Source organism: uncultured Ruthenibacterium sp. (assembly GCF_963558415.1).
Taxonomy (GTDB): Bacteria; Bacillota; Clostridia; order Oscillospirales; family Ruminococcaceae; genus Ruthenibacterium.
In genome coordinates, this window is record NZ_CAUWGY010000012.1 from 14,880 (window position 1) to 30,202 (window position 15,323).

13 protein-coding genes are annotated in these 15,323 nt (G+C 45.5%); 7 read left to right on the forward strand and 6 right to left on the reverse strand.

The window, feature by feature from the left end; genetic code table 11:
* Positions 1-119 precede the first annotated feature (119 nt).
* The 3 genes from AB5H98_RS03555 (at position 120) to AB5H98_RS03565 (ending at position 4,116) form a co-directional block, all read left to right on the forward strand.
* The gene (locus AB5H98_RS03555) at positions 120-1,079 is read left to right on the forward strand and encodes a hypothetical protein (protein WP_367924543.1); all 960 of its coding nucleotides are present in this window, start codon (positions 120-122) and stop codon (positions 1,077-1,079) included.
* 114 nt (positions 1,080-1,193) lie between these two features.
* A complete protein-coding gene (locus tag AB5H98_RS03560; RefSeq protein ID WP_367924544.1) occupies positions 1,194-2,450 on the forward strand; it encodes a lipopolysaccharide biosynthesis protein in 1,257 nt (418 codons plus the stop codon).
* Positions 2,451-2,463: 13 nt separating this feature from the next.
* A complete protein-coding gene (locus AB5H98_RS03565) occupies positions 2,464-4,116 on the forward strand; it encodes a hypothetical protein (protein WP_367924545.1) in 1,653 nt (550 codons plus the stop codon).
* A 41-nt stretch (positions 4,117-4,157) separates the two neighbouring features.
* Here the strand turns inward: AB5H98_RS03565 and AB5H98_RS03570 are convergent, their stop codons facing one another.
* The 5 genes from AB5H98_RS03570 to AB5H98_RS03590 form a co-directional block, all read right to left on the reverse strand.
* A complete protein-coding gene (locus AB5H98_RS03570) occupies positions 4,158-6,533 on the reverse strand; it encodes an HAD-IC family P-type ATPase (protein ID WP_367924546.1) in 2,376 nt (791 codons plus the stop codon).
* A 143-nt stretch (positions 6,534-6,676) separates the two neighbouring features.
* On the reverse strand, positions 6,677-6,928 hold the full coding sequence (locus AB5H98_RS03575; protein ID WP_367924547.1) for a hypothetical protein: 252 nt from the start codon (positions 6,926-6,928) through the stop codon (positions 6,677-6,679).
* Between the two features lie 13 nt (positions 6,929-6,941).
* Complete coding sequence (locus AB5H98_RS03580; RefSeq protein ID WP_367924548.1) at positions 6,942-7,916, reverse strand: hypothetical protein; 975 nt, start codon at positions 7,914-7,916, stop codon at positions 6,942-6,944.
* Between the two features lie 52 nt (positions 7,917-7,968).
* Positions 7,969-8,211, reverse strand: a complete 243-nt coding sequence (locus tag AB5H98_RS03585) for an acyl carrier protein (RefSeq protein WP_349216813.1) — start codon at positions 8,209-8,211, stop codon at positions 7,969-7,971.
* 14 nt (positions 8,212-8,225) lie between these two features.
* Positions 8,226-10,007: an HAD-IIIC family phosphatase gene (locus AB5H98_RS03590; protein ID WP_367924549.1), complete on the reverse strand. Its 1,782-nt coding sequence runs from the start codon at positions 10,005-10,007 to the stop codon at positions 8,226-8,228.
* A gap of 202 nt (positions 10,008-10,209) precedes the next feature.
* Between AB5H98_RS03590 and AB5H98_RS03595 the strand changes: the two genes are divergently transcribed.
* Positions 10,210-10,572, forward strand: coding sequence for a VOC family protein (locus AB5H98_RS03595; RefSeq protein WP_367924550.1), 363 nt, complete (start codon positions 10,210-10,212; stop codon positions 10,570-10,572).
* 2 nt (positions 10,573-10,574) lie between these two features.
* On the opposite strand, the gene AB5H98_RS03600 is transcribed toward AB5H98_RS03595, so the two are convergent.
* The gene (locus AB5H98_RS03600) at positions 10,575-10,883 is read right to left on the reverse strand and encodes a hypothetical protein (RefSeq protein WP_367924551.1); all 309 of its coding nucleotides are present in this window, start codon (positions 10,881-10,883) and stop codon (positions 10,575-10,577) included.
* 256 nt (positions 10,884-11,139) lie between these two features.
* Here AB5H98_RS03600 and AB5H98_RS03605 point away from each other — a divergent pair, with 256 nt between their 5' ends.
* The 3 genes from AB5H98_RS03605 (at position 11,140) to AB5H98_RS03615 (ending at position 15,317) form a co-directional block, all read left to right on the forward strand.
* Positions 11,140-13,395: a transglycosylase domain-containing protein gene (locus AB5H98_RS03605; RefSeq protein WP_367924552.1), complete on the forward strand. Its 2,256-nt coding sequence runs from the start codon at positions 11,140-11,142 to the stop codon at positions 13,393-13,395.
* Between the two features lie 257 nt (positions 13,396-13,652).
* The gene (locus tag AB5H98_RS03610; RefSeq protein WP_367924553.1) at positions 13,653-14,078 is read left to right on the forward strand and encodes an ACT domain-containing protein; all 426 of its coding nucleotides are present in this window, start codon (positions 13,653-13,655) and stop codon (positions 14,076-14,078) included.
* A gap of 15 nt (positions 14,079-14,093) precedes the next feature.
* Complete coding sequence (locus AB5H98_RS03615; protein WP_367924554.1) at positions 14,094-15,317, forward strand: homoserine dehydrogenase; 1,224 nt, start codon at positions 14,094-14,096, stop codon at positions 15,315-15,317.
* The last annotated feature ends 6 nt before the right edge of the window (positions 15,318-15,323 follow it).

The window sequence follows — 15,323 nt, forward strand, 5'->3', positions numbered from 1 at the left end:
GTATTTGGATAATACGAGAAATGAGAACATTGGTTAATTGGATTTCAAAAAAGGCTTTTTGTAGACGATGGCATGAGAGTGCCATTTTTCGCACCACCGTTTCAATGAAATGTGCACTTGTGATTCATTTTGTCTATATGATCGGTTATTTTGCTACGGGATTTGTATACGAAAGTTTTTGGATAAAGGCGTGTGCCGGGTACTACGCCGTTTTGATTGCTGTGCGTTGTTTTTTACTCACAAGCATCCATAAGTCTTGGGAACGCCGAAGAGCTCTGCTGCGTTATTGTCTATGTGGAGGACTCTTGTGCGTGCTTACTGTGCCGTTGGCGGGGATGGTTGTCCAGATTGTAAGCAGAGAGCAGGGAGTATGTTATTCAAAAGAATTGGTATATGTAGCGGCACTTTATGCTTTTTATGCTTTTATTGTAGCGGCGGTCAATCTGATTCGATTTCGCTGTTTGAAAAATCCTATTCTATCCGCCACGAAATCCGTTTCTTTTGTTGTTGCATTGGTGGCAATGCTGTCGCTTCAAACATTGATGTTTGAAGTGTTTGGCGGATCAGAGAATTTTCAAAGGAAAATGAATTTTGTAACAGGAACGGCGGTATGTATTGGTGTATTGGTGATAGGTGCAGCAATGGTGTGGCGCGGATGGAAAGAGTTGAACCGACCATATCCGCAAAAAAAGGAGAGGGAAGAAACCATGAAATCCAATGAGACTTTTCAATATTGCTATTCTGCGAAACGGCAGATAGAACTGCAAAAAATTCGGGAAAAATATCTTCCGTCAAAGGAGGACCCAATGAGCCGTGTGCGTGAATTGGACCGGAGTGTAGCCCGACGGGGAAGTTTAATGGGGTTGAGTACTGGATTTGTTGGAACCCTATTTTTAGGAATTGGAATGAGTTGTACAATGGTGTGGGCGGATACACTGTTTGTGTTGGGGTTGGTTGTTGGGCTCCTAGGAATAGTAGGGGTGATTTTGGCTTACCCTGTCAGTCGTATCGCCGCCGAAAAGCAGCGTAAAAAGATTACTCCGGAAATTTTGCGATTAACTCAAGAATTGATGGAATAGAAGCCGAGGCTCGTTTGGGCCCCGGCTTTGGCCGCTTTATAAGGTGGATGACAGCCGGGGTTGGTTTGTGTTATACTAAATTTTACGAATGGTTGCAAAAAGGAGGCGATTGTTTTGCCGGATGCAAATACAATGCGTCGTAATTTTTTGTGGAACACTTTTGGAAATATCATATATATGGGATGCCAGTTTTTATGTGGCATTTTAGTAGTTCGTTTGGCCGGAGAAGTAAATTCGGGAAACTACAATGTAGCACTGGCAGTAACCAATATTTTTGTGTCGGTGGCTTCTTACGGAATGTATAGCTATCAGGTGTCGGATTTTGAGAATAAGTACTCTCAGAGCACATACATTGCCAGTCGATTGAGCACGTGTATTTTGGCGACGGTTTTATGTATGGGATACACGCTTTTGGGCGCAACATTAGGTGAAAATCCGTATAGTAAATTACAGTGTGCCTGTATTTTGATCTACCAGATGTACCGCATGGTCGAATCCATTACGGATGTGTACAATGCCATTGATCAAAAAAGCGATCGTTTAGACATTGTGGGAAAGACATATACCGTTCGCGGAATTGCTTCTCTCATTGTGTTCATTGCGGTTCTTTGGATTACACACAATATGGTGCTTACCTTGTTGTTCATGGTGGCAGTCAATGTGTTCTTGTTCTTTTTTTACACACTTCCCAAGGCACGTCCATTTTATGTTCGGACGCCAGTGACGGAGAGTGCAGTTCTGGCATTGTTGTGGGAATGCCTTCCATTGGCTATTTACAATGTTCTTGCCAATACAACGGCCTCGATTCCTAAGTTGATGCTGGAAAAGCTCATGGGAGAGGCAGCATTGGGCATTTATAGCCCAGTAACACAGCCGGTGCTTCTTTTACAGGTAGGAGCCACCTATTTATTTACACCATTTATTACGCTGTTTGCACAAAATTATGCCCAGAGAAATCGAAAAGGGTTTTATAAGGCAATCTTGGCGGTGCAGGGGATTGTACTTTTGCTTTTGCCCGCGGGGCTTCTTGTGTGCCGCTTTTTAGGTCGGTGGGGTTTGGCTGTATTTGTAGGCGCGGGCCTTGAAAAGTATGATTATCTTTTGCCACCGATGGTGCTTTCGGCTGTTTTAACGGCGATGATGTTGTTTTACAGTATGGTTTTGACGGTAATGCGGTGTATGCGAGGTTTAATTTTCGCCAATGTATGTGGTATTTTGGCAGCGGCGGCAATCAGCAGTTTCTGTATCGAAACATGGGGATTGCAAGGAACGACGTTTGCTACCATTGGTGCGCTCTGTGTACAATGTGTGTTTTTGATTGCGATTGTGTTTGTAAATGCGAGAAGGCATTTTGATTCTGAGGATACGTAAAGGAAGCGATTTTGTGGAGAATACCGAAAAAAAGGTACAGTGGCTGAAGTTGCTTTTCCCATGGATTCTGGTGCTGGCGGTGTATGCGCTGGTGTGGCTGTTTTTAGGTGTGCGCTATGAGGTAAATGACGATGCTACCTTGTGCAATATTGCAGCCGGAGCATATGGGGAAGAAAGCCAGTATTTGATTTATATCAATATTCTCATTGGGTATATCCTCAAGCCGCTTTATTGGATTGCTCCCTCAATCAATTGGCTTTACTTTATCCAGACAGGTGCGGACGTTGCTGCGTTGGCAGTTTTGTGTCAGATGCTATTGGACCGATGTGGATATAGACGAGGAAGTGTTCTGAGTGGACTTTTGCTTTTATTGGTAGGAGTCGATCTATTTTATAGTTTCCAATATGTAAAAAATAGTGGTCTGTATTTGATTGTAGGCTTGGCCTTAATGGCACAGCATCTCGGTCGGTGGGATAGAGGGACTTTTTGGGGTACCTTCTGGGTCTTGCTTGGCTCCATGGTGCGTTTTCAAAACTTTCCGGCAGTGGGCGGAATGGCAGCGGCGCTGCTTTTGCTTCGTTTTTTTTCATTGGATTTATCCTCAAAGAAAAAAGCTGTGGCAGCAATGGTGCTTATGTTCTTTCTCGTGGGAGCGGTAAAAGGTGTAGACATTTTAGCCTATCGCATGGACGATGGTTGGAAAGCCTATACTGAGTACAATGCCGCACGAACTGAAATTTCTGATTTTCGATTACAATATGTGACTGCCGAGGAAATGAGCTCTTTTGGCTATAGTGCCAATGACTACGATACATTGCATAGCTGGAGCTTCTGGGACGACAATGTGTTTAATACACAGGCTCTGGAAGAGTTAGCGCAAAAACTTCCGAAAAATGGCCTTTTGAGTGCTGCAAAGGATGCGGTGCATTATTGTTTGACCATTTTGCAGGACAATGCACCTTTTCATCTTTTGTTAAGTGGTGTGGTTCTGTTGTGGCTATTTTATGGGCGGAAAAAAGGCTCTTGGGCATTTATTGCAACAGGTGTACTTTACGTTTGTATGGTGTACTATTTGGCGCTGCGCGGCCGGTATCCTCACCGGGTGGAATTTGTTCTTGTAGTGGCGGCGGCCATATTTGCTCTTTTGTGTTGTGACTGGCAGGGCAGAGAACGTAAAATACCTATAAAAGTATTGTGCTTTTTTGCGGTTGGAATTCTTATTGTGTGTTCTCCGTATTTGAAAGAGCGGCATGATTTTATGGAAGGATATCGTTCTGGCAGACAACCTCGTGCGGAGTATACAGAATATTCCCAAGACAAAGAGCATTTGTATTTGGTAGATGTCGATGCGTTGGATGCACTGGCCGGATACGATGTTCTTCATCCAAGAGAAAAGAACTTCTTTTCGAATATTGTGGTTATGGGCGGTTGGCTTAGTCATGCACCTCATCGGGTCGAAGCATTGGCACAATATGGTGTGGAGAATCCTTATTTGGATATGATTGATAATGACACGGTTTATTTGATCGATTATTACAATGTCAGTGCCAAGGAAGTGTATTTGAAAGAGCATTACGGACTGAATGTGGAACGGGAGATGCTTCGCGAAGAACAATTTAATCTCTACCAAATGCACAGTGTGACCGATATAGAAAGTGAAAATTAAAAAAGCGCCGGTGCTTTTTAGGCACCGGCGCTTTTAAACTTTTATGCGGGACATCTGCGTCGCCGTGTTGTGAAAAAGGTACAAAGACGGCATAAAAGCCAGAACAAAAAGGAGGAGAGTACAAATAGCCCGGCCAGAACGCCAAAGGTTTGTTGCGGTAGGGAAACTAGTCCAATCAAAGGACCAAAAAGAATAATCGTCAAAGAATATCCGATGCACATTAAACAAAGAATGATGATGCGCAAAGGAGTGAAGGGGCGACAGACAGTTCCGAGGGAGAGAAGACCCGTATAGGCAATGACTAAAGTACACAGGGAGGAAAGTTGATTGGTGCTCAAGCCCAGTTGAGCGCCGGCAGCCATTCCGGCTAAGATACATGCTGCGCAGGTCAATCCGCCCGGCAGCGCTCGCATGAGAACGGTGCGAAGAAAATGACTTTTTGCTTTTTCGTAACAGGGCTCAAAGGTGAGAAGAAATCCTGGGGCTCCGATGATGAAAAAACTGAAGACGGAGATTTGTAGCGGAACAAATGGGTAAGGCATTGCCACGAATAAAAGCACCAAAGAGATGGTGAAAGAGAAAATGTTTTTAATCAGAAACAGAGCCGCCGATCGTTGGATATTGTTTATAACACGGCGTCCTTCATCAACGATTCGTGGCATGACAGAAAAGTTTGAGTCCAGCAAAACCAATTGGGAAACTTGTTGTGCTGCGTCACTCCCCGTTGCCATGGCAATGCTGCAATCCGCATCTTTTAAGGCCAAAACGTCGTTTACGCCATCTCCGGTCATGGCAACTGTCCGTCCAGACTGTTGCAGTGCATGAATTAAAATGCGCTTTTGTCCGGGTGTCATCCGACCAAAGACGGTGTATTCCAAAGCGGCTTTTCGGAGTTCGTCTTCTGTTGAAAGAGAGGAGGCATCGATCCATCGATCTGCATTGCGAACACCGGCACGCCGCGCAATATCCGCTACTGCGGCGGCATTGTCGCCAGATAAAATTTTGACGTCTACACCTTGTCGGTGAAAGTAGTCAAGAGTCTCATGAGCATCAGGACGAAGAGTGTCCGAGAGAAAGAAGAATCCGATGGGATAGGCTTCCTCCACTCGATCATGCACAGGTGCATGGTTTGTTTTGGCGAAAGCCAATACACGAAGACCGCGGCCAAGGGCGCTTTCCAATTGGCTAAATTCCGGCGTTTGGGGCGGGAGAACGCATTCTGGTGCGCCCAACACATACCAGGTCCCGTCTGGTGCACAACGAGCAGAAAATTTTCGGCTGGAAGAAAAGGGAATTTCACTTCCGCGACGCCAGTTTTCAGCATCCCACTTTGCAAGATAGGCTCGCAGTGTTTGGGCTGTTGTATTTTCATCGCTGCTTGCTTGCAAGTAAGAGGCGGCAAGACGGAGTAAATCTTCTTCTTTTGTGCCGCGAACGGGTAGAACATCGTTCACTTCAAGAGTCCCCTGTGTTAATGTCCCTGTTTTGTCAAAACAAATGACGTCTACTCGAGCAAGATTTTCAATGCAAGAAAGTTCGTGAACCAATACATGACGGCGAGCGAGAATCAATACGCCCAAAGCAAGCGCTACACTGGTCAACAAATACAATCCTTCTGGCACCATGCCAATGACTGCTGCAACGGTGGAAGTGACAGCATAAGAAAGACCCGTATGAAGCGTCAAATACTGCTTCAAAAACATAGCGATTCCGAGCGGAATCAAAAGAATTCCAATAAAGCGAACCAGTTTGTCCAAAGAAAGCATCATTTCGGACCGATGGCGAGATGGCTTTTTGGCCTCTCGAACCAGTTGGGCTGCATAAGCTTCTTCACCTACGCGGGTCAGCCTGGCAAGACAGGTGCCAGCGGCGAGAAAACTTCCCGACATTAATTCATCGCCTAAATGTTTTTGAACAGAGACCGCTTCTCCAGTCAAAAGAGATTCGTTGACTTCCGGGGTCCCTTCGCAGATTTGCGCATCGGCGGGAACTTGATTGCCCGCACGCAGATATACGATGTCGTCTCGTACAAGTTGTTCTGTGGGAAGGTCTTGGTATTTTCCACCCCGAACAACGGTGACAGTACTCACGTGCAGCAGAGAGATTTTTTCAAGTTCATGCTTTACGCGAAGTTCTTGGACGATTCCAATGATGGTATTCAGAAAAATAACACCTAAAAACAATATATCGCCATAGGAACCAACTGCCAAAAGGCAGAGTGCCAGAAAACAAAATAAAAAATTGAACGGGGTGACGACATTGTCGCGTATGATACGTCCGGTGGTTTTGGAAAGAGAAGCAGGAGCCGTATTGCTTAATCCCGCATTTTGTCGTTGTTCGACTTGCAGACGATTTAAACCAGTATGACAGTCAGCAAAAAATACATCCACCGAATTTGGCGCTTTTTTATGCTTCATGGAAGTCTGTTCTCCTTTGCGGAAATGGATCACATTTTGTATGCTACTCAAAAGACGAGATAGAAGACCGGAAGTATTCGCTTTTAAAAAAATTTTATAAAAAAGGGACAAAACACAATAAGGTTTGTGTTTTGTCCCATGGATCAATCCATCAGTCCATGCGCCTGCAAAGTGGCAATCAGCATACTGTTATTTAATTTTTGAACCATCAATTCTCGAAATTGACAGCTTTTTTCTTTTCCCTGATTACGCAGTTCATCCATGCGCTGATGAATTTGTTGCTGTTGCTTTGGAAGCTCTTCACACAAGTCTTCCAAGCGTCCCAACTTTTGAACCGCATCGTTCGAATGAACGGACAGTTCGTATCCATCCACAGTTCGTGTTGTCAAACGCATGTGAATCCTCCCCTCATACAGTTAAATTCGGACGGTCCTGATCACCATCCGCCTTGAATAGAAGAAAATGTTCAGGGTGTGTGGTGGAATAGTAGTATTCGGTATTCTCATATAGGGGCGGTGTAAGGTAATTCGGAAGAATGTTTTCATCTGTTTCCAAACGTTGACAAAAACCTGCTCGCTCCATTTGAGCGGGGGAAATACCAGCGCAATAACAGTCTGCATACTCCGCCTGAATTTGGGTCATAAGATGGTCAATGCCTGCACCGAAATCAGGAAAGTTTTCAGGAAGTCCCACGTAATCCACAATGCGCAGAACAGTCGTCCCATTTGCCGGCACAGAGCGTGTGGCCAGCAAATTTCCGTTCAGATGCCATAAATCATATTTTTGTCGAGGATAGTGGAAATATCTACGCGTCAGGTACCACAAATCCTTGAACGGATAAATTTCTGAGTGAGGAGTATAAACTTTTGCCAAATGCTCTGCGCTTTCTACACGCTGGAGAAAAGGGCCTGGCTCGACTGGAAGAATTCTTTTTTTCGAAATGCGGGCGACTGAGTAAGATGATTTGTCTGCCAAACGATAATAATGAGGAAGCCGACCTGCTTCATACCCTAAAAAGCGATACAAAGGAATCACTTGGGGGCGAATGTTATTGCAGGCAGATAAACGTGCGTTGCAAAGGCGAGGAAGGGCATCTAAGAGTTCCATACCTGCACCGCGGTTCTTTTTATCCGCGCACCAGATAGATACCCATATGTCAGGTGTTTGGCTTTGATTGGCACGAATATATCCGGCCAAAGCGACAATTTGTCCCGCTGCTTCACACAGTGCAAACTGGAGGTTTTCTCCATCCGCATAATAATAAGTAAAAAAGTCATCCAAATGGACCAAAGGATGGCGGCTGTCCCAGTTTTTATCCAAAAAGCGTACGATGTCGTTTTTGTCGGATCGTTTTGCAAGCCGAAAAGAAAAAGACTGTTTCATGCAAGTTTCTCCAAAGATAAAAATAGGCTGGCAGAATGCCAGCCTTTAAAATTTAGGCGGTCATGCGCTCAATCAGATCCAACAAATCGCCTACGTTTTGCAGATCACGTACATCGGCCAGGCCAAACTTTAACCCGAATTTTTTTTCAATGGCCGTTAAAAGATTGATTTGTTCCAAACTGTCCCAGTCCTCAATGTCATCGGCACAGGTTTCGCGGGTAAGAACCAGCTCCTCATCGTCAAAATTATCGCGAAAGATTTGCTGAACTGCTTCAAAAATCGCATTGCTGTCCATTCAAAAACGCTCCTTTACAATACTACGGTCTCCATCACAGTGCACTGAGGCCGATAATTCTCAAAACCGGTGAAAGAGTATGTGCGGTTGCCCTGTTCATCTTCGGAAACCTTTTCAAACCCGATTGTAGCATAAAAATCCTTTACGGGCAAATTTTTGGCAGTCGGGTAATAGAAGCCATTGATTTTATGAATTCCCTGGGATGCACAGATAGATACCAGCCGATCGAACATGGCGTGTTCCAATTGACGTTTAAAAGTGCGGCAACTCATGATCCAAAGGTCGATGTCTGCCTGTCCGGGCGCAGATTTATGCGCAATCAGTGCGGTCACAATGCCGTTATCTCCAAACTTGTCCACCAGGCGGCCATACAACGTAATATAGGAGTCGTCTTTCATGAGCGTTTCCACTTCAGCAGCAGTATAGCGGCGTGTGGTCAGATTAAACTGGTTGGTTTTATTAATAAGCTGTGTAATGCGTTCCGCATGAGGTTCATCAAAAGAGCCGAGTTCACAGTGCATCTCTAGGCTTTTCAGGTAATCCTCGTAGTTTCCAAAGCTTTGTTCCAGTGCTGCGCGTTGCGCATTTTGTTTGTACATTTCGTTGCGCTTTTTGTCATCAGCGGACAAAGTGGTCACTTCGAAATAGCCAGCCTTATCCAGTGCACGAATGTACATTTCCGGTGCGGTCAACTCGGGAACCGTTACTCCGGGCAGCTCTCTTCGGACAATTTCTCGCTCAGCAGGATTATCATCCATAAACACAAAACTGTCCGGCAGTAAATTAATCTGCTGGGCAATGGCGGCGATGTTTCTGTGTTTTGGTTCCCAGTTGGCTTTGAAACATACAAAATCATCCACCTTCAGGGTACTATCCGCGCGCTCAAATCCCTTTTTGGCCATCTCCTCTTCATTTTTGGAACATACATTCAACAGAACACCCAAACGGGACAATTCTTTGAGATAGTGCTGAAATTCCGAGTAAGCCATACCGGCAGGAGTCTCTTTTCCCAGAACAATTCCCTCTGGACCGTCATCTCCGATCACGCCGCCCCAAAGCGTATTATCCAAATCCAATATTACGCTTTTTTTGTTTTTCCCAAACAGGCTTTTGATGATGTTACACACACTATGGCACAGCACAGGGATATACTGCGTGTCCATTGCATATTTGTAAGCATACCAAACTGTAGGGGAAAACCAATTATCAAGTCCCACGCTGGCGGCTAGATAAGAGAGGTCATGAATATAGAAATTAGGGCTTTTTGCGGCGTATTCCGCAGTCATGGCATTGAGACGATTGACAAAATTTACATGACCGTGTGCATCAACCGCATCCATGCTGCCCATCAAGCGGTAACTGGGAAGTTCAAAATTGTTCTGGATGACTGGACAGCCGAATTTGGCAGCTCCATTCCAAAGGCCCTGCCAGCGCGCGCACTCAGCCGAAAACTTTTCTTCTACCTGTGTGGCGGAATCTTCCTGACTTGGAAGATTAACGATGTTTTTGAAAGATGTGTGAATATAAATAATATCTGGTTTGAATGCAGCGAGTGAACCGTCATCAAACAAAATATTTTCATAGTACAGTGCATATCCACCCACATAGAATTCGGGGCGAATGCCAGCATTTAACAAAAAAAGTTCCAGGATGTTTTTAATTTCCCCAATGGTTGAACCACTGAGAATGGCGATTTTTTTGGGAACAAGCCCTTCTTGTTCCAAGAGTTGACGTTTCAAACTGCGCTTTTTTTGCAGGATCAACCCGCTATCGAACGGGTATTCCAGGGTTTGCATACCGTTTCCCTCCGCTCACATTAAATGTGATTTTATTATAATAGAAAGAGCGGCAAAAAACAAACTAAAAAAGAAATTTCACATGGGCGCTTCTTGAAATAGCCGGGGGTATTCGCTATAATAAAAGCTACATATGGCGCTTTTTGTCGGCGCTGTGTGAAACATAATCGGGTTCTTTTTCGTATATAAAGGAGAAGAAAGAATGCAATTTACTTTTGCACACAATAATTTGAATGTGCTGAACTTGGAAAAAAGCCTGGAGTTTTACAAACAAGCCTTGGGACTTTCAGAAGTGCGGCGGCATGAAACAGATGCGTTCACATTGGTTTATTTGGGCGACGGACATACTCCGCATCAGTTGGAATTGACGTGGCTGAAGGACCGAAAAGAGCCTTACAATCTGGGCGAAAATGAGTTTCATCTGGCATTTCGTGTAGACGATTACAAAGCGGCTCATGACAAGCATGCAGCTTTGGGATGCATCTGTTATGAAAATCCTGGAATGGGGATTTATTTTATTTCTGATCCCGATGGATATTGGCTGGAAATTGTTCCGACCCGATAATGTTATACGCCGAAATCTTCTAGTAGGCGCTGCAGTTCTTCCTGGGATGAAACGGGAATGCCCGCTTGTAGCATAGATACATCAGCGGGCGGGAGAAGATTTGTATAGGCTTCATAACAGGCGATCGGTTCGCTTTGCCCATCTCGAAACAATGCCAGTTGACCTTGGTACTCGCTGAGAGTATAACTAGGAGTTGGTTGTTGTTGGGGTTCTGCCTTTGGTGTGAGCAATGGCATCACAAGAAAGTAAGCGCTGATGCATAAAAGAAAGACGGCGGGCCCGGTTAGAAGCAAACAGAGCGTTCTTCGCATAAATTATCACCTCATTGGCAGTATGGCGCGCGTAAAATAGCTTTATTCCGCGAAGCGCGTGTTTTATAGGCGGTGTGCGCATGACATACCGCATTTTTGTGCCATACTATTGTTCGGTGCGGAAGATTGTTCCGTGCAGTACATGAATTTTTGGCTTTTAAGTCTTTGTAGGAGGGGACCAATCATAGAAAACAGAAATAGAGGTCCGCAGAGAGCGGCCAAAGGGGCGCCAGCGCCCAGACGCAAAAAGAAAAAAATGGGCCGAGGAAAACGTATTTGGTTTGGCTTTTTACGTTTCATCGCTGTTTGTATGTGCTTGGGCGTTATTGTAGCGTCTATCGCTTCGGTATTGCTGAGCATGTATGTAGTGAAAGCAACGGCCAATGACGATACGCTGCTTGATTTGGAAAATATCGCTCAGAGTTATACGAGTATTATTTACTATAAGAGCACCAATGCGGATGGCCAGGATGAATGGCTGGAATACCAGACATTGGATAGTCCGGATGAAAACCGTATTTGGAAAGATCTGGATGATATTTCGGTCAATTTGCAGAATGCGTATATTGCCATCGAGGACCAGGATTTCCGTGAGCACAATGGTGTGAACTTTAAGCGTACGGTTTTTGCTGCTGTCAACGAGATTGTGCATGAGGTGACAGGTGTTTGGCTTCGCGGTACGCAGCAAGGCGCGTCCACAATCAACCAGCAGCTTGTCAAAAACATTACAGATGAACGTGCTAGCGATGGCACGGCAGGTTATTTGCGGAAAATTCGTGAGATTTTCCGTGCAATTTCCCTGGATGCACGGTATTCCAAGGATATGATCCTGGAAGCATATTTGAATACGTTGGGCTTGACTGGAAACATCGGCGGTGTGGAGGCAGGTGCGCTTCGCTACTTTGATAAACACGCCGGCGATGATGCGAATGTGGAAGAGGGAAAAGAGCCGCTGACGATTGCGGAATGCGCCACAATTGCGGCAATCACCAAAAACCCCACCACTTACAGCCCAATTACGAATCCTGAGGACCATTTGGTGCGCCGTAATAAGGTGATCACCAACATGTATGAGCAGGGCTATATCACTGCGGAACAGCGCGATGAGGCGCTGGCGGCACCGCTGGTTCTTTCAGAAAAAACTACAGACGAAAATGCGGCTAAGCAGACAAACAATAGCTATTTTACGGATGCGGTGATTGACGAGGTCATCCAAGACCTTTTAAAGGAAAATCCCGATAATGTGCCTGAAGAGGAATGGGACGAGGATGCAGCTACGAACTATTTCTACACGAAGGGCCTGAAGATTTACTCCACCGTTGTTCCTGAACTGCAGTCTGAGATGGAGGACGTATTCAATCGCGCTGAGTATTGGCCTGCATATGAGACCGAATATGATCCGGGCGATGGTTCTGAACCGCGAACGATTCGTACCAATGCAGCGGGCGTTTCGGTTAACTACAAAGGCGAATTGTGTGCAGTTGTTGGCGGGTTGGGAGCCAAGACTGCTGACCGTACACTGAACCGCGCCATTGATTCTGTACGTCAGGTCGGTTCTACGATGAAGGGTGTAGCCGCCTATCCTCTGGCAATTGAATATGGCTGGGCGGATTATTCCATGACCTTTATGGATGAGCCTAAGTATGAGGCCGGCGATGTAGATGAGAATGGTACGGTTTATAAAAAACCGTGGCCAAGCAACTACAGCGGCACGTATTCTCGGCAGCCTGTAACGGTGTACGAGGCTATTAAACAGTCTTTGAACACCATAGCTATTTGGGTTGGCCAGTCGGTTGGCGTTGATGAGATGTTTAGCTTTGCTACGGAAACGCTGGGAATTACCACATTGGATCCGGAGAATGATAAAAACCTTGCACCTTTGGTACTGGGTTCTATGCACTGGGGTATGACGCCATATGAACTGGCTGGTGCCTATATGATGTACGGAAGTGGTGGCCAGTTTACTACGTTGCACAGTTATACCACGGTGGAAGACTTCCGTGGAAACGTGATTTTGAAAAAGGATATCACTACAGTCCAAGCCATCAGCGAGGATACGGCCTATATCATGAATCGCTTGCTGAAAGGCGTCTTGTATGACAGTGGCGGTACGGCGCGTGGATTAATGGCGGATGATGCTGGTATGGAAAGCGTCGGTAAAACCGGTACGACCAACGAAAATCGTGATATTTGGTTTGTTGGTTTGACGCCGTATTATTGTTCGGCGTTCTGGTATGGATATGATGAGAACGTGCCAATGACAAAATATAATCCTGCTTATATGAAGCATCCGGGCGCAAGTGCTTGGAGAGAGATTATGGATACTGTACAGGCAGATGAAACAAAATATCCATATAAGGAATGGACCATGCCAGATTCTGTGGTAAAAGAATCGTTCTGCACAGTTACGGGTGACCGGCCGGCGGCTGGGTGCCCCACTGCGGTAGGCTATTACAAAGCTTCCGAAGTAGATCAACGTACCACATGTCCGGGGCATAGTTCTACTGAATAAGAAAAAAGGACCGCAAATGCGGTCCTTTTTTACGTTCTAAAAACAAAATAAATGTATTTCGGTTAAACACATTCGTTTTCAATGGTTGTACAAAACTGCTACGCAATTTCCACTTGAAATTGCGCTCTTCGACGTTTTGACGAAAAATGCTTTTAAATGTAAGATTTTCTTGTGTTTAGGAGGAAAACATGATATCATTTCATTAAAATTCTTGAAAATACAAATGTGTGCTGTGCGCGCACGAATGGAGGGCATAAATGGAGAAGCGCTTTTTGCTTGTGGATGTAAGTGTTTTGCCGGAAGTATTTTTACAAGTTTTGCGAGCAAAAGAACTTCTGGCTAGTGGAGCAGCCAAAAATATTTCAGTGGCGACTCGCATGGTGGGGGTTTCCCGCAGTGCCTTTTACAAGTATAAAGATTGTATTTTTGATGCAGAGGATGGGAAGGAAGTTTTAAATATCAACGCGGTGCTTCTGGATGAGACAGGGGCATTGCAAGCCTTGTTAGCGGGAATTTCTTCGGCTGGAGCTTCGGTTGTGACTATGAATCAGGCGACCCCCGAGAATGGTACTGCGCAGGTTTCTGTTACCATTCGAGCAGGTGGAATGAAAATGTCATTGGATCAGATGATGCAGAGCCTGAAACAGCAGCGAACCGTGGTAGAAATTCGCCGAGGCGCATAAGAAAGGGACGAGAATATGTCGAAAATTGCGATTTTGGGGTTTGGTACAGTTGGTAGTGGCGTGTTAGAGGTGCTGCGCACCAATGCGGCCCTTGCAACACGTCGTGCGGGACAGCCGGTAGAAGTAAAATACATTTGTGACATTCGGGACTTTTCGTCGCATCCGGATGCAAAGTTGTTTGTAAAAGAGTTGGATCCGATTTTGAACGATCCCGAAATTTCTGCGGTTGTAGAAACAATCGGAGGAACAAAGGTGGCGTATCCCTATGTAAAAGCCGTGTTAGAGAGTGGTCGTCATGTGGCCACATCCAACAAGGAATTGGTGGCGACGCATGGCGCTGAGTTGCTTGCGCTGGCACGTAAAAAAGGTGTGTGCTTTTTGTTTGAGGCCAGCGTAGGTGGCGGAACTCCGGTGATCACACCGATGTATCAGTGCTTGGCAGCCAATGTGCTTAGCGAAGTACACGGAATTGTGAACGGAACTACCAACTTTATGTTGACGAAAATGGAACATGAAGGGATGGACTTCGAAGAGGCGTTGAAGTTGGCCCAGAGTCTTGGCTATGCGGAGACCATTGATCCGTCGGCGGATGTGGATGGAATCGATGCGCAACGTAAAATATGTATTTTGGCAAGCATTATGTTTGGACGCCATTTTTATCCCAAAAATGTGAGAGCACGGGGAATCCGTGATGTAAGCGTGAAAGATATTGCCTTGGCAAAATGCCAAAATGCTGCTGTAAAGTTAATTGCTTGGGCGAAGCAGACGGAGAATGGCCCGGCACTGGGCGTAGAACCAATGTTGGTCCCGCAGACCAGTCAATTAGCGGGTGTGAGCGATGTTTTCAATGCCGTAATGGTACACGGTGATATGCTGGGTGACGTAATGTTTTATGGAAAAGGCGCTGGAAAATTGCCGACAGCCAGTGCCGTGGTGGCGGATGTATTGGATGCATTGCGCAATGGCGGTTCCATTCAAGAGAGTCTGTTTTGGCAAGACAGTGAACCATGGGAAGGTACTTATGAAGATTCTTCGTCATCGGATTGGTATGTGCGCGCTTCAGGAGATACGGCGGCTGCGGAAAAAGTATTTGGAACAATTGAAATCTTAGAGGAATCCGCTGACGAAATTGCATTTACACTGCGTGAAAAATCGGATGCTGAATGTCGGGAGTTGTGCGAGAAGGCCCGAAAAGAGAATATCTGCGTGAAAAATGTTTTGAAGTGGTTGGCCCACTGAAGGAGC

Coding starts and splice junctions, on each gene's coding strand:
- AB5H98_RS03570 (WP_367924546.1), bottom strand. CDS start 6,533: ATGAAGCATAAAAAAGCGCCAAATTCGGTGGATGTATTTTTTGCTGAC.
- AB5H98_RS03575 (WP_367924547.1), bottom strand. CDS start 6,928: ATGCGTTTGACAACACGAACTGTGGATGGATACGAACTGTCCGTTCAT.
- AB5H98_RS03580 (WP_367924548.1), bottom strand. CDS start 7,916: ATGAAACAGTCTTTTTCTTTTCGGCTTGCAAAACGATCCGACAAAAAC.
- AB5H98_RS03585 (WP_349216813.1), bottom strand. CDS start 8,211: ATGGACAGCAATGCGATTTTTGAAGCAGTTCAGCAAATCTTTCGCGAT.
- AB5H98_RS03590 (WP_367924549.1), bottom strand. CDS start 10,007: ATGCAAACCCTGGAATACCCGTTCGATAGCGGGTTGATCCTGCAAAAA.
- AB5H98_RS03595 (WP_367924550.1), top strand. CDS start 10,210: ATGCAATTTACTTTTGCACACAATAATTTGAATGTGCTGAACTTGGAA.
- AB5H98_RS03600 (WP_367924551.1), bottom strand. CDS start 10,883: ATGCGAAGAACGCTCTGTTTGCTTCTAACCGGGCCCGCCGTCTTTCTT.
- AB5H98_RS03605 (WP_367924552.1), top strand. CDS start 11,140: ATGGGCCGAGGAAAACGTATTTGGTTTGGCTTTTTACGTTTCATCGCT.
- AB5H98_RS03610 (WP_367924553.1), top strand. CDS start 13,653: ATGGAGAAGCGCTTTTTGCTTGTGGATGTAAGTGTTTTGCCGGAAGTA.
- AB5H98_RS03615 (WP_367924554.1), top strand. CDS start 14,094: ATGTCGAAAATTGCGATTTTGGGGTTTGGTACAGTTGGTAGTGGCGTG.